The following is a 14,276-nucleotide window of genomic DNA, read 5'->3' on the forward strand; positions in this document are numbered from 1 at the left end:
CGGCACCTCCGGACACGACGGCTCCGGCTCAATGATCGGCGGCGGGCACAGCTCCGGCACCTCCGGACACGACGGCTCCGGCTCAATGATCGGCGGCGGGCACAGCTCCGGCACCTCCGGACACGACGGCTCCGGCTCAATGATCGGCGGCGGGCACAGCTCCGGCACCTCCGGACACGACGGCAGCGGTTCCGGCTGGTAGTCGGGCTGGCAGGGCATGAGGTCGGGATTGCAGTCCGGGATGAGTGACTCGGGGTTGGGCGCAGAGTAGGGTTCGCCAGGTCCAGGTGCGGGCCCGATCGACGGGTCGGGTACCGGCCAGACGGGTTGTTCGGCGAGCGCGGGCATCGAAGAGGAAGCGACTATTCGACCTTCTGCCTGTGGTGGCGCAACCGTTGATGCGAGGCCGAGGGTACCAACCCCGATGATCAGAATCATCAGGCTGAACGCTGCAGAAATCGCCCGGCGTAACCGGGTCGGTCGGGGCATCCTGCGCCACCTCAGCTCGACGCCGTGTCCGTCCAGCTTCCTCCCCCCAAGGTGGAGGAGCAAGAGCGCGCACGGTCGTCGTCCCTCGATCACGTCGACCGCCGCCTCGAGGTCGGAATGCGTCGCAGCGATGACCCTTTGTTCCGGTGTGCATCGACCATGGTTGCGGTACCGGTCATTTCGTGACTCCGATGCCTGTCACACCGAAGGTCGGGATGGCGAGCGGGGTTGCCGAACCGGCCGCGTCGCGGTGCGAGATGCCGCTGAGGAGGCGCAGACCGTCATTACAAGTAATGGGTGTAACTTTCGCGAAGCGAACAGGTTGGACTGCCGCGGAGGTGCGAGAAGCCTGAAGCGAATCGATCCGATACGAGTCGCCGAGCGATTGCGACGAGCCCCGTTTCCGGAGCCGCGAGAAGGGGCGCGTTCGCACCGAAGTCCACGAGGACTCGGACGATCCGCATCGAGACCACCTTTGCGAGGCACCCAAGGTCGCTTCTTGCGAAGATGCCCTGCTCTCACCATTCACCGTACTGGGGCCGGAGTCCATCAGCGTCGCGGTCTGCGCTGTCCTTGGTTCGACGGTCAGGGTTGTGAACATCGCAGACCTCCTCTCGATCACGGCATGCGGAGCCTGCGCAGGTGGTGTTCGAAGTAACCCTTATGGTAGGAGCCGGCAGGGGGTCCGCTCTTCCTCACTAGGGTGGGAAATCCTCACACCGACTTCGACACTTCAGCTTCGATTGCGGTCAGAAGTACAATTGGACCGTCGAAGGGTGGGCCCTCGGGAGTGGTCATGGAGCTACCAATTGAACCTCGTCTGTCGTATCCCGGCGAGGACGGCGGCGCGCGAGAATTCGTTCTATCCGTCGATTCACCGAAGGTGACAGTCGGCCGATCCCGCGAAGCCGACATCGCCCTCGCGTGGGATCGAGATGTTTCACGCCTGCATGCCACCGTCGAATGGGGTGGGACACACTGGACTATCGTCGATGATGGTTTGTCGCGCAACGGGACTTTCATTAACGGTGAGCGCATGACGGGACGGAAGCGCCTACGATCCGGTGACCACATCCGAATCGGTTCCTCGACAATACTGTTCCGCAGTGACGGTAGGGCCAGCGGTGAGCTGACCGCGGTCGCCGATGCCATGCCGACGCGGGAGTCGCTGACGAAGACGCAGCGAGAGATCCTCATCGCGCTCTGTGCTCCGCGCAAGCACAACGCCGGATTCGCGGCTCCCGCCACCAATCAGCAGATCGCTGATCGGATGTATCTCAGTGTCGAGACGGTCAAAACGCACATGCGGGCCCTGTTCGCCAAGTTCGGGATCGAAGACGTCCCACAGAACCAAAAGCGTGCCCGCCTGGTCGAACGGGCCATGCAGAGTGGAATCGTCACAGAACGAGACCTCTGACGAACAACGCGGACCGAAAGTCACGACCTCCGAGACAGACAGCCCCGCGAATCGGTGTGAATGAAAGCGAACCGCGACGCCGCCGATCTGCCACTCCTATGCTGGGCGCGGTGACTCGCTTTCGCGCTCGCTGATACCGCGGGGGGCATCTCGGACGAGACGCTCATGTTCGGGGTGAGGTGTTTCCCCCCTGATGATGATGGACCTTCTTCCCCGAGTGGCTCACAGTTGTAGTTGTTCACAGCACGGGAATTCGAAATCGAACGATATTCCGGCCCACAGTCGGATCCGCATTCTGGTCGAGTCCGGTGTGCACAGCTGAACCGACGCACCCACACAAGGAGATTCACATTGTCGAACACCATGAAGCGCGCCATCACGGCTATCGCGATCGCAACGTTCGCCCTGTCCGCCGGCGCGGGAATTGCTTCCGCCGAGACAAACCCCGGAGGCGCGGGCGGAACGTCCCAGGCCGGCTCGGCCGAAGCCAACGGCACCGGCGGCACCGCGAACAACAGTGGAGCAGTCACCAGCGGCAGCGCAAACGGCGGCACCACCGGGGCAGGCGGTAATGGCGCCCCGTCTGTGGCGATCGGCGGCCCCACCATCGGCCTGACCAACAATGGCAGCAACAACGGCAACAGCAGCGCCGGAAACGGCGGCGACAGCGGCAATGCCAACGGTGGCATCAGCGGCGACGCCACAAACACTGTCACCGGCGGCAACGGTACCGGCGGTCCAGCGAACGGCGGCAATGCCGGCCCCGCCAACGGCGGACAAGGCGGATCGACCACGGACAGCCACAACACCACCAACGAGAGTGACTCCAACAGCGTCGACGTGGGCCTCTGCATCCCCTTGGTTACCTGCTAACCGCATCAAGGCAGCACTGCAGCCCCTCGGCGAAACCGGTCAGAGGGCCGGATCCCTGCTTCAGTCGACAGGGATCCGGCCCTCACAGATCGTACCGAGTCTCGTAAACCCCCACCCGATTGGAGAATTCATGTCGAACACCACGAAACGCACCATCACCGCGATCGCCATGGCCGCCTTCGCACTGACTTCCGGAGCAGGACTTGCTACTGCCGAAACCAGCAGCGGCAACGCACACAACGGCACCGAAGGCGGGCACACCGTTGCATCGTCCCCCACCGTCCATGTGCCCGGCGTCTCCTTGCCAGGAGTATCCGTAGACGGCATCAGTGCCGGCCCCGGCGGGGTCGCGATCGACGGCCCCACCGTTGAACTCCCCACCGAACTATCGCCTTTCCAGTAGGCGTTCGGCGGCGGGTGCACCGGATAGTCCGGCCAGCACCTCAGCAATCCGAAGTTGCTCGGCCAGGCTGTGACACCACGTCGTACGCGCGCAGCAATCGCTCGCGTTCAGCCCCGGTTTCCTGCCCATGCTCGAGCAACGTCCCATGAAGCGGGCCCTGCCGCACCAGAACCCAGGCCGGCTCTCGATTCGGTCGAAGAGACACCGACTCGACGGTGCATTCACGCGTCGTACCGTCCGGATTACCCACTTGTGAATCACTGCAGGGACACGGTCTGCCGCCATGTTTGTCTCTGGTGGACGGTTCGTGCGCAGGAGCGCCACTGCTTGCTCGGCTATCGGATGCCGTCGACGCGGCGACGGATGCCGCGGCGATACGAGCCGCGCGGACTACCGAGGGCATCGGATCGACGGGTAAACACCCCTGCTCACCGGCCTGGTTGCGGGGCGAGAACAACAGCCCAGTTTGTCACTCGAACCGGTGGTCCAGCCACCTATCTGGATTCTCGCTTGCCGTGCATATCCCATACCTCAACTCCCGCACGCGGCGGACTCAGTCCGCGTAACCAGCGGTGACGGGATCACCTCGTTCGACATGCGCATGGGACCACCCGAGGGTGTCACTCGAGCATCGATCTCGCACTCTGAATGGCCCCAAACCGCCACGCGTGGCGGAATATAGACGACATTTGGGCCTTGCCGCTGCGAGCAGCGCATACAACACTCCGCTCTGTTGTTGGACCGATCGCCAGTGCTTCCACCGACCAGAAGACTCCATTACTGCCAGGCGAACCCCGCCATTTGGCCTCCGACAGCCGCGCCCTGTTGACTCAGGGGCCCCGGGCTCACCAGTGCGCCAACGGACACCGCTGTCGTGCCGGCTCTTGCTCCGGGGCCGATGGACGCCGTGCTCACGAAGTGAGCGATACGGTGCGTTCGTCAAGACCGATCTACGCGAGCGGATGCAGCGGTGGGACGCAGCCAGTTGATCATCACCGATATCTATGCCCACATCTGCTGCCGTGCAACAGCAATGGATGCGTTCATGCCCGGCATCCAGCCGCTGCTGGTGTTCGATGCCGTTGCCGACTTCAGCGAGGCAAACCATGTCGCGGCGCTGACCTCTACCGCTGCCCGTTGTGGTGCAGTACATTCCACCGCGCGGATCATTCGGATGATCGACCGCAGCCACCCGGCTTCGACCAATCCCCCAGGAAGGCGGCGTAGACACCGAACACCCTCATGCAACGTTTTGCCCGGGGCAAGTCTCGGGTCTTGCTGGTTTGGCAGAAACATCACCCTGGGCGCCGACGCCATCGCGGATGCCAGCTGATGTGAGCCTATTCGCGCCATAATGCTGGTGGTGGTCCGCTCGCACTCCCGGACGACGACCACGGCGGTGCCGCCCGATCCACCTGCCACAGCGAAGGACCTCGACGAGCAGTGCCTCAGTGTCAGGCGGACAGAAACCCCACGATCGGTGTTCGGGATAGTTGGCTGCGGGGGCGCCCGGCGAGACGGACAGCGCATTGCGTGCCTTCCGGGCCGACGGCACCGAGCCGGTGATGTCATGCACGGCCCTGCCAGATGGTTGGAGCGACGTGACAGTCCGGCCCCGGCCGTGTCTCTCGATGTCCGATCACGAACCGAGATTCCGGGGGCGAACAGAACCCGCCGGAGCCCGACATAGTGCATTTCACACCCAGCGGTTCCTGCCAGGAACTCTCAGCGGCCGCCGTCGATGTCGAGACAGCCCGTGGGCGCGTCACCGATCTCGTTTCGTGACGAGGCGGCTACGGAGGACGTGCTCGGCGAGCCGGGCTCGTTTCTGATTCTGCGGTAGGTCCTCGACACCGAACTTGGTGAACAAGGCGCGCAGGTGCGTTTTGACGGTGGCTTCGGACAGGTGCAACTCGTCGGCGATCTGCGAGTTCGACGCCGGACACGCGAAGGGCGGGTGGGGTGTGTACGGGCGGCACAGGGTGTCGAGGATCCCCGTTCCGCGTCGGTGACCTCGTGCAATGGTGGGTCGGCCGGGCCGCCGGTATCGACTTCCCCGGCGGGTTCGGGGCGTGGTAGTTCACAAACGAGGTCCCGATCCGGATGTGATCGCCCGGTCGTAGGCGGCGTCGGCCGGACAGACGCCTACCATTGACGCGGGTGCCGTTGAGGAACAATCCGCCATCGACGATCGTCCAATGGCCGTCCGCCCACTCGACGACGGCGTGCAGCCGCGACCCCGTCGGATCCGAGGTCAACGCGACATCGGCCTGCGGGCTGCGCCCGATGACCACCCGCGGCATCTCGGCCGACAGCACCAGCCGTCGCCTGACGCCGCGATCGGCGTACAGCAGACACGGCGCGTCGGCAGGGACGACTGCTGTCCGCGGCGACGGGTCGCCGGGGACCGAATCGGGCCCGGTGTTATTTTCGTGGGGGAACATCGCACCTCCGGTGATCCAATCAGCGGTGAAGGGCCTCCGACGGCGATCGGAATGGGCTATATGGGGGAATATGTCAATCGTCGTCCACAGCTGGGCGGATTCCCTCATCCCCGGGGGTGCGAAGTCGCCACCCTGGGGTGAACTCCGACCAGGCGATTGCGGAGGTGGAAGTACGCCTGCCAGTCGATCGCGTCGTCCTTATCGCTCCAGGCCATGTGCCAGACCGCGACGCCGCGCATGCTGACCGTCGGGGAGCCGGCGGCTCGGGCGCGTAGTCCGTAGCCGACGTACCCCACTTGATGAACAACGGCAGTGGCTGCCCGACCTGCTCGGCGCAGACCCGGGGAATCATGCACATCCACCCCCGTTACCCGTTGAAGCGACATCGACCACCCGATGCAGATCGCGGGAGTACGGGGCGTCCGTGAACGGGTGCGCGGCGAAATCGTGGTCATACCCGGACAACGCTGCCGCGGCCCACACGAACATCGACTGATCGACCGCCTCACCATCATGTGCGGGTGCGCGTGTTCCAACGGGTTGAGCATCTGACCGCCGACCACCATCGGTGTCCACGTGCCTCAGCACCGCGTTCTCGGCGATCTCTGCCATCCCCACAGGGACCCGCTCCGGAATCGCGGGCGGTGTCGCGTGTGGGCGGGTTCTGGCTACTCTTCTTCACAGCGGTCCCTTGCTGTCGGAGTTCTTGGAGGAACGCCCGACACCTACCACACGGCAGGCCTCGAGCGGGGGACCGCCACCTCAACTTCTACGTGACTTCTACGTGACCCGGGGACAACCTCGGCAGCCCCTGCAGGGCACGTTACCCGAGCTAACCGTCCTGGTCCCGCCGCGATGGCAGTGGTGTAGTGGATGGAGGGGCCCGGTACGAGGAGCAGGCCATGCCCAAGGCGTTCGAGGTCGTCGATCTCGATAGTCGTGACTCGATTCCGGATCGGGGCGCCTACGAGCAGCCAAAGGTCCATCCCACGCCCCACGGCCGTGACAGGGGTTGCACATACGGAAAGACTCACCCAAGGTGTGGGTGAGTCCCACCCTGGTGGTAGTTACGGTCCGGCGGCGCCGCGGACAGAATTGTGGAGTCCACAAAACGAGGATTTCCACAATTCGCGAGAACGCTGCCGTGGTTCGAGCAGGGAGGAGTATCGCGCCGATGACTGGAATGCTTAAGCGCGGCCCGGACGACGAAAATGAGGTCCAGGACGTCCTGAACTTTCGCGACGCCGGCCAGTGTCACGTCACCCCGGTGGCGACCTTCGCACCCGATGTGGCGCTGGGCGTGGTTGACGCTTTGTGCAAGGTCGTACGACAAGCGCATGCCAGCCCCGCCGCAATGGGCTCAGCGGGCGATGGGATAGTTCGAGCTCAGACGTTCGAGGAAGGTGACGTCTACATGCTCGAATCTCCGTTCGAGGGGTACTTCGCAGACCGGTACCTGATGGACTTCTACGACGTCAGCGCGCGGGATATTTGTTCGCGTATGCACCTGCACACCGGCCTACGTTTCGTGCGGATGATGACCGGCCCCGGCACCCGGATCCGCGTCTCCAGCCTTTCCCCCTTCATAGTCACGGACATCGATGGTGTGACCCCATTTCGACCTCCGACCTTCACCGATAATCTGCCTGACCTCCCGAACGGCGCCACGGCTACCCGCTACAACCTCATGGTCGACGAGAACTCGTGGATGGACCTGCAGATCCCGCGTGGAGTCTCGCACCAGTTCAATGCGATCGGTCCGAATGCGGTGATCGACTCCGTGCACCCGGAAGAGTCCATCGAGACGTTCCGGGAAAACATGTCCGGCTACAAGATGATGGCCCAGACCATCTTTCTGGCCGACACACTGCCGGCGTCCGACACCTGCAGCAACCTACCCACCTCGGCTTCCGGACACTTCCAGTCATGACCGACGACATTCAGACAAGAGTTCGCCGACTGATCACCGGCGTGAACACCGACTCAGCGCACCTCGCGGTCCCCGCTGATCCGCGAGTGCCGCTGACCGGGTTGGATTCACTCACTTTGGTCGAACTTGTGGTGCAGCTGGAAAAGGAGTTCGCAATCACAATCGCGGCCGAACTGATCACCACAGAGAGCTTTGGATCCGTCTCGGGCATCGCCGAGGTGGTCCGCGCGAGCGGCGCCCGTGCGGCGGGAGTGCATGACTACCGGCCAGGTGGAAAGACGGTGCCGCCCACGGACGGCACCGTGGTCGACGTGTTGCGGCGCCGAGCTACGGACACGCCGGACGCGCCGTTCCTCACCTGGCTGCCGACCCACGGTGACGCCGAGGTACTTACTTATGGCGCACTGAACGCACGCAGCCGTGCGATAGCCTCCAACCTCGCTGAAGGAAAGTATCTGTGCGGTGAGCGGGTCGGCCTGCTCGCCGCGAATGACATCGACACCGTGCTCGCGCTTTTCGCGGTGATTCGCGCAGGCGGCACGTGCCTGGTTCTGAACCCGACTGATCCGCCGCAGCGGCTGCGCCAGATCATTGCTGCGTACCCGATCCGCACCGTGCTGTGCTCACCGTACGTCACGGGCATCCCGGAAGATCTCGCCCGGCCGATCCCGGTCTCCACTCCTGGCTCCGCGTTGGAGGACACCGCCGTGGATCAGTACATCACCCCGGGCGGGCCCGCCTTCATGTTCAGCACTTCCGGCTCGACCGCGGCCAGCAAGTTGGTGCTGCAGAGCCACCGGGCGTTGCTCAGCAACGCGCAGGGGCTCAAGCAGCACCATGATCTCGGTCCGGGGGTCACCATCGCGGGCGGGCTCCCGCTGCACCACGTGAACGGCGTGCACTTCACCGTGGTAGCGGTGTTAAACGCTGGCGCCCATGTCGTTCTGCCGCAGCAGTTCTCGCCTCTCACCTACCGTTCTCAGTTGGAAACGTACCGACCGCAGATCGCCAGCGTTGTACCCAGCATGCTGGAGGCGCTGCTAGTCACCGGCCGTGGTTGGCGTCCCCCGGATACTCTGCGGTATTTCGTCAGTGCGGCGGCGCCGCTGACCGCCTCGCTGGCCAAACGGATAATGAACGCGTTCGGCCTGCGGGTGATACAGGGCTACGGGCTGACGGAGACGACGAACTTCTCCACGATGCTGCCAATCGACCTGGCCGACGACGACTACGCCGCGCTGGTCCTGAACACGGAAATACCGACTGTCGGGGTCGCCTTCCCCGGTAATGAGCTAGAGGTGCTGTCCGTCACCGGTGACGTACTGGCCGAGGGCGAGATCGGCGAGGTCTGCATGCGCGGACATAATGTAATGGAATGTTACGTTGACGCGCCCGACCAGACTTCAGAAGCCTTCGCCGGCGATTGGTTCCACAGTGGTGATCTCGGGCGTTGGATCAGAGGCAGGGACGACCGCCGCTACTTCATCCTCACAGGACGACTCAAGAACATCGCCCAGGTGCGAGGCGAGGCGGTCTCGTTGGAGGAGGTGGAGCATGCCCTTCTCTCGCTGGACTCTGTGGTGGACGCCGGATGCCTCGCTCAGTCGCACCCGCTGTGGGGTGAGGAAATCGTGGCCATGGTTGTGCTGCGGGACGCAGACATCGCCGAGATTCGTACGCAGTTGGCCGCGCTGTTGCCGCCAACTGCTCTGCCGCGCCGCTGGCAGCAGGTGGACTCGGTCCCACGCACCCCCACCGGAAAACTGCAACGGGCACTGCTCCGGGACCAACTAAGTCTGGACACGTCGCAGTGAAGGGCACCTTCCGCCAGCGCCCGGAACAACCACACATTACGCTGCGCCGGCAGCTGCTGGATGGCAGCAGCTCCTTGTCCAATCCGGCCCCACCGAGGAAAGCGTCGGCCGCGGACGTCGAGGGGGTCGGCGCTTTAGCGCAGGAACAGCTCACCGAGCATGGTGTGGTCGCTATCTCGCTGGACCGGCCGATGACCAATAGGGAGTATCTCGCGTTCGGCGCCTTGCTCGGCACGGCGCAACTAGAACACTCACCAGCTGTCCAACCCTTTGTCGAGGAGGGTGTCATTCTAAATCTGGTGACCTGCGAGCCGGCGACATCTAACCCGGACCTACAGCCATTCGCCGCGAACTGGCTGGCACTTCATTCGGAGAGCAGTAGCTTACCGATCGCCGCGCAGCCGCGGTTCGTATCGCTGATGTGCCTGGCAGCCGACGGTGATTCGGCCGCCGAGACGGTGCTGGTACCGATGCGGCAGGTGTTCGACGCACTCACGGATGAGGACCGCAAGTTGCTTGCCAATACCCGCTATGACGGCCGCGACGAGGCGCCCCCGCTGCTGCGGTACGACCGCGGCCGCCCGGTTTTCTCCATTCGGGACTTCCAGGACGAGAATTTGGAGTGGGAGTGTCTCTGCGGCGCGGCCGAGCCAGCTGAGGTGGACGAGGCATTGATCCGGCTGTACGCGGCGATGTACGGCGGCCGGTGCTACCACATCAGCTGGCAGTGCGGGCTACTCGTCGTGATCGACAACACGGTGCACTTCCACGGCAGGACCATCGCGTGCGCGCCGCCCAAAAACGGCCCGCTCCGGCATCTGAAGCGGTTGCGGCTCAGCGCGGCGGCATCATGAACCGGCCCGGGCTCTTCGCCAACCCGGCGCAGTTCCTGCCGGTCCGATCCGGAGGGGAGCTGTGCGCGCAGCAGCGGTCACGGTTGGAGGTACCCGAAGTTTCGATGAGTTTTGGGCCGACCAGACCACTCATGGACGTGTATGAGCGCGCGATCGACCCTGACGACCCATTCGAGCTGCGCGACTTATACCTCGGCCGTGTCGAGCACGCTCTGGGCCCCCGCAGTACCCGGCCGGGGCTGGGCGCGGCCTGGCGCGCATCGCGACCCCGGCGCACCGTCGACGCCGAGCAGATCCTGCAGTCCAGGGCGACCATCCGATTCGTCAAGGAGACGTTCAACCACTACTTCCGCGACGATCTGTATGGCACCCTCCGCAGCGATGACCACCTGATCCTGTCGACCGGCTCGGTTGACGAGGTGCAGTGGGGGCTGCCCGCCACGGTGAAGGAGTGCATCATGTTCGCACTTGCCCGGGACTGGTACGGCTACTCGGACTCGCGCGGTCGTGCGCCCGCCCGCGAGGCGGTCGCCGCGTACGAGTCGGCCCGACTCTCCGGCGACGGATATACACTCGACAACGTCGCGCTGACCCTCGGTGGCACGTTCGCCGTCAGTAACCTCGCCGACTTCATTCTCACCGGGCGCCCGACGTCCACTCCCTCGCTGTGCGGGATCCCGAACTACCCACCGTTGCTGGAGTCCGTGGCCCGCCGCGGCCCGGTCCGCCTGGTGCCCACTCCGCTTGTGAACGGCGCGACCTCGATTCGCCCAGTGCTCGAACAGCTCCGCCCGGACACCCCGTTGGTGCTGCTGCAAACGGTCACCAACCCAACAGGCGCCCTGATTGCCGAGGACGAGCTCGATAAGCTGATCCGCTCGGCCAACTCGAGTACCACTATTCTCTTGGACGAGTGTCATGAGTGGCTCGGCCCGCCACAGCAGTTGTCCGCCGCCCGCGCCGCCGACAACGTGGTACGGATCAGCAGCCTGTCCAAGAACTGGTCCGCCCCTGGCATAAAGCTCGGCTGGATCCTGGCCGGGACGGCCTTCATCGGTGACTACTATGAGTACGCCTCGAGCAGCTTTGGCGGCCCGCCGTCGTTCTTCTACACCGCGATCGAGGTGCTCGCGCGGATGGAGCGCTGGCGGCACGAAGGCATACACGGCATAGACCTTGAGCACCTAGCCGAGTTCGAGCACAGCTACGGGCTCACCCTAGAGACGCTGCAGTCTGCGTACACCAGTTACGCGCACGAGCGGGACCGACGGGAAGAGGAGCTAATCCGGATGCGCGACATCGCCACCCGGCGGCTGGACCTGCCCAACACCACCGTGGCTGCCGCACACTACTCGATCAACACCGCTGTTTCGCTGCACGATTACGACGACTCCTACCTCGCGTTCCGTGACCTGCTCGAACATGAGGGTGTTTCGGTCTTCCCCGGCCTGCTGACGTTCTGCCTGTCCGAAGGCCTAGTCCGGGTGACCACCTCGCGACGGTGGGGCGAGCTGGACGTCGCGCTGGACCGGATACAGTCGTTCTTGCGGAGCCGCCGAGATCAAGGATTGGCGAATAGCCGCACATTGCGTGCCTGAGCCAGGCCTCTGCGGCAACCAGCGCCGATCAAGTTCGCGTGCGCCGTAACCGCCCCCGTCCGGTAGCGCTTGCCTCCGCAGCATTCACCGCATCACCGGCAAGGGAAGGGATTGCCCCCCACGCGGATAGTGCTCGGGTCCGTCACGGCTCCAATTCCTCAATCGAATACCTGCTCATGCGGTGCCGTGCACGATCTCGACCAGTCGGCGGATGCGGTCGGGGTCGACTCGGGGCGGGTTTTCCGGGTCCATCAGGCAGCCGCTGACGAAAGCGCCGTCCGTCTCGGCCAGCAGGGCGGCGGCGTTCCCGTGGTTTACGAAACCGCCGAGAATGACGCGCGCACCGGGCGCTCGACGGCGCACGTCTGCGACCTTCCGCAGGGCTTCGTCCCTGTCTGGGTGTGCGACGCAGACCGCATCGGCGCCGACCATCACCGCCCGCCTCGCCACCCCGCCGGTGGTCTCGTCCGGACCGGCCCAGCGGTAGTGCATCGAGTCAACATCCACGATCAGGTCGACGCCCATGGCCTCGATCGCCTTGCGGTACGTCATGATCTGCAGCGAGTCGGGCTCGACCCAGCCGTGTGTGGTGAGCGTCGCCCCGACCAGTGCGTCGGCTCGGACGAATGTCGCTCCGGTGACCTTGGCGACAGCAAGCGAGGCGCTCACCGCATGGCGCATGATCTGGACGCCGACGGCGAAGCCCGCCGGGCTCTGGCCGAGCACCTCATGCGCAAGGACACTCATCGCCGCGACCCGGGCGGGATCGGAGTCGTCCCGCACGCTGTACACCCGGTCCACGGTCTGTAGCAGCAGCCCATCCATCCCGCCCTCGACCATCCGCCGCGCCTGTGCTCGCACGTCCTTGACGATGCCCGGGAATGAGCCGCTGCGGTGGAACGGCGTGCCGGGCAGCGGCGGTACGTGGACTACTCCGTACAGAGGCTTCGGCGTTGGGGCCATCCGGTACTACCTCCGTTGGTCGGCCAGCAGCTCGAACGTCGTTCGGCTGCGGTATGTCTCGCCCGGCCGTAGCACGGCGGACGGGAAGCCGGCGTGGTTGGGCGCATCCGGCCAAGCGCACGGCTGCAGGCAGATGCCGGCGCGCGGGCGGACCGGCAAGAAATCGCCGGTGTAGACGGCCATTCCGGGCTGGTCGGTGTCGACGACGAGTAGCCGCCCGCTCTCCGGATCGTGCAGCTTCGCCACCGGGTGCCCGCTATCGAGCGCCAGAAAAGCGTCAATCCTCACCCGCTGAAGAACATGGGGGTAGGAGAAATCGAGCTCGGTGTCGTCCACTGGCACCGTGCGACCGCTCGGAACGAAGTCGGTGTAACCCGCAAGCACGCGCCGCGCGTGCAATTGCAGTTCATGCCCGTCAATTCTTGGTTCGCTGCCAAGGTTCCAGAATGCGTGGTTGCTCAATCCGCAGAGCGTTGGTGCGTCCGTCGTCGCGGTGAATTCGATGGTGAGGCGGTTGTGGATGTCGAGCTCGTAGGTGGTCGTGGCGATGAGCTCGCCCGGGTAGCCCTGATCGCCATCCGGACTGACCAGGGTCAGCACCACCCGGCCTGACTTCTCTCCGCTGTCCGCGTGTCCGTCCCATACTCTGGCGTCGAAGCCCTCCGGTCCGCCGTGGATGTGATGCGGGCCGGCATTGCGGGCAAGCTCGTACTCACGTCCGTCGATGACCAAGCGACCGCCAGCGACGATGCGTGCGAACCGGCCCATGGTCGAGCCGACGTAGGCCCGGTTCTCTGCGGCCTCGTAGGCGGCGAGATCCGGCAACCGGATCACGACGTTGCGCCGCGCACCGGCCAGGTCGGGCACCACGACCGAGACAAGAGTCGCGCCGTAATTCCACACAGCCACACGCACCCGATTGTTATCCAAGGTGAACTCTGTCACCTCCCGGACTGGATCACGGACGGTACGGCCGATTGTGCGCTCCGCGGCGAGGACCCTGGTCACAGCACCAGCTGGAGATATGTTCGGGGCGCACGCCCCGAATTGTGGGTGCGGTACCGGCGGAAGCCAACCGCGGTCAGCATCGTCAGCACCGCAGACAGGTCCGGGTTCGCCTCGGCGCGCAGTGCGTCGGCACCGGCGGCGGCGGCTAGCTGCACAGCATGCCGGACCGCGTGGAAGCCCACCAACCCGTCCGGGTAGTCCGGGGCGACCGCGAGCCGCTGCATGTACCAGGGCTCATCGGCCTCTGGCATCCCGGCCTCAGCTGGATCGAACGACGGCACCGGGCCGACCGTCACCGTCACTACCGGCTGGCCGGCCACAAGACCAAGCTGAACCTGACCGGCGGCGACCAATCGCTGGGTGGACTCCTGGCGGCGCGGTGGGGCTGTGGTGCCGGTCAGCGCCGCGGCCCGCCGGTCGGAGGCTTCGATCAGCCGGTGCACCATGACTACGTCGTCGGCCGTCCGCCAGACCAGGGCCATG

The 14,276-nt window shown here is 65.0% G+C and carries 12 protein-coding genes and 3 pseudogenes; 9 read left to right on the top strand and 6 right to left on the bottom strand.

All coding sequences use genetic code 11. The annotated features are described in order from the left end of the window. From MLGJGCBP_RS52025 to MLGJGCBP_RS53265, 5 genes and pseudogenes are all read left to right on the top strand, one after another. A pseudogene (locus tag MLGJGCBP_RS52025) lies at positions 1-202 on the top strand (hypothetical protein); the annotation flags it as partial. Between the two features lie 1,083 nt (positions 203-1,285). Beyond that, on the top strand, positions 1,286-1,906 hold the full coding sequence (locus MLGJGCBP_RS24940) for an FHA domain-containing protein (protein ID WP_039951235.1): 621 nt from the start codon (positions 1,286-1,288) through the stop codon (positions 1,904-1,906). Between the two features lie 351 nt (positions 1,907-2,257). Further along, complete coding sequence (locus tag MLGJGCBP_RS24945) at positions 2,258-2,779, top strand: hypothetical protein (RefSeq protein ID WP_007297339.1); 522 nt, start codon at positions 2,258-2,260, stop codon at positions 2,777-2,779. Positions 2,780-2,909: 130 nt separating this feature from the next. Then, positions 2,910-3,182, top strand: coding sequence for a hypothetical protein (locus tag MLGJGCBP_RS24950; RefSeq protein WP_007297340.1), 273 nt, complete (start codon positions 2,910-2,912; stop codon positions 3,180-3,182). 970 nt (positions 3,183-4,152) lie between these two features. Continuing rightward, positions 4,153-4,515 (top strand): isochorismatase family protein, encoded by a 363-nt coding sequence (locus tag MLGJGCBP_RS53265; protein ID WP_272943273.1) that lies wholly within the window; start codon positions 4,153-4,155, stop codon positions 4,513-4,515. A gap of 432 nt (positions 4,516-4,947) precedes the next feature. On the opposite strand, the gene MLGJGCBP_RS52035 is transcribed toward MLGJGCBP_RS53265, so the two are convergent. The 3 genes and pseudogenes from MLGJGCBP_RS52035 to MLGJGCBP_RS24965 all read right to left on the bottom strand — a co-directional run. After that, positions 4,948-5,094: a LuxR C-terminal-related transcriptional regulator gene (locus MLGJGCBP_RS52035; protein ID WP_236581352.1), complete on the bottom strand. Its 147-nt coding sequence runs from the start codon at positions 5,092-5,094 to the stop codon at positions 4,948-4,950. A gap of 241 nt (positions 5,095-5,335) precedes the next feature. Next, a pseudogene (locus MLGJGCBP_RS53790) lies at positions 5,336-5,734 on the bottom strand (FHA domain-containing protein); the annotation flags it as partial. Between the two features lie 38 nt (positions 5,735-5,772). Beyond that, positions 5,773-6,198: pseudogene (locus MLGJGCBP_RS24965) on the bottom strand (glycosyltransferase family 2 protein); the annotation flags it as partial. 611 nt (positions 6,199-6,809) lie between these two features. Here MLGJGCBP_RS24965 and MLGJGCBP_RS24970 point away from each other — a divergent pair. Genes MLGJGCBP_RS24970 through MLGJGCBP_RS24985 form a run of 4 tightly spaced genes read left to right on the top strand, consistent with a single transcriptional unit; the run spans position 6,810 to position 11,822 of the window. Then, entirely contained in the window at positions 6,810-7,556 is a 747-nt protein-coding gene (locus MLGJGCBP_RS24970; protein WP_007297341.1) for a hypothetical protein, read from the top strand. Further along, positions 7,553-9,370 carry an AMP-binding protein gene (locus MLGJGCBP_RS24975; RefSeq protein ID WP_007297342.1) on the top strand — a complete coding sequence of 606 codons (1,818 nt, stop codon included), beginning with the start codon at positions 7,553-7,555 and terminating at the stop codon, positions 9,368-9,370. Before MLGJGCBP_RS24970 ends, MLGJGCBP_RS24975 begins: the two co-directional genes overlap by 4 nt. Then, entirely contained in the window at positions 9,367-10,224 is an 858-nt protein-coding gene (locus MLGJGCBP_RS24980) for a TauD/TfdA family dioxygenase (protein ID WP_007297343.1), read from the top strand. The genes MLGJGCBP_RS24975 and MLGJGCBP_RS24980 overlap by 4 nt, the downstream gene beginning before the upstream one ends. Further along, entirely contained in the window at positions 10,155-11,822 is a 1,668-nt protein-coding gene (locus tag MLGJGCBP_RS24985) for a pyridoxal phosphate-dependent aminotransferase (protein ID WP_201453191.1), read from the top strand. The genes MLGJGCBP_RS24980 and MLGJGCBP_RS24985 overlap by 70 nt, the downstream gene beginning before the upstream one ends. A gap of 174 nt (positions 11,823-11,996) precedes the next feature. Here MLGJGCBP_RS24985 and MLGJGCBP_RS24990 read toward each other — a convergent pair whose 3' ends face one another. From MLGJGCBP_RS24990 to MLGJGCBP_RS25000, 3 genes are read right to left on the bottom strand one after another with little or no spacing between them, the layout of a single operon-like run. After that, positions 11,997-12,785, bottom strand: coding sequence for a BtpA/SgcQ family protein (locus MLGJGCBP_RS24990; protein ID WP_039951238.1), 789 nt, complete (start codon positions 12,783-12,785; stop codon positions 11,997-11,999). A gap of 6 nt (positions 12,786-12,791) precedes the next feature. Beyond that, positions 12,792-13,793, bottom strand: a complete 1,002-nt coding sequence (locus tag MLGJGCBP_RS24995; protein ID WP_007297346.1) for an aldose epimerase family protein — start codon at positions 13,791-13,793, stop codon at positions 12,792-12,794. After that, positions 13,790-14,275 (bottom strand): hypothetical protein, encoded by a 486-nt coding sequence (locus MLGJGCBP_RS25000; RefSeq protein ID WP_007297347.1) that lies wholly within the window; start codon positions 14,273-14,275, stop codon positions 13,790-13,792. Before MLGJGCBP_RS25000 ends, MLGJGCBP_RS24995 begins: the two co-directional genes overlap by 4 nt. Position 14,276 lies beyond the last annotated feature (1 nt).

The organism is Rhodococcus sp. T7 (assembly GCF_009872365.1).
Lineage (GTDB): Bacteria > Actinomycetota > Actinomycetes > Mycobacteriales > Mycobacteriaceae > Rhodococcus_F.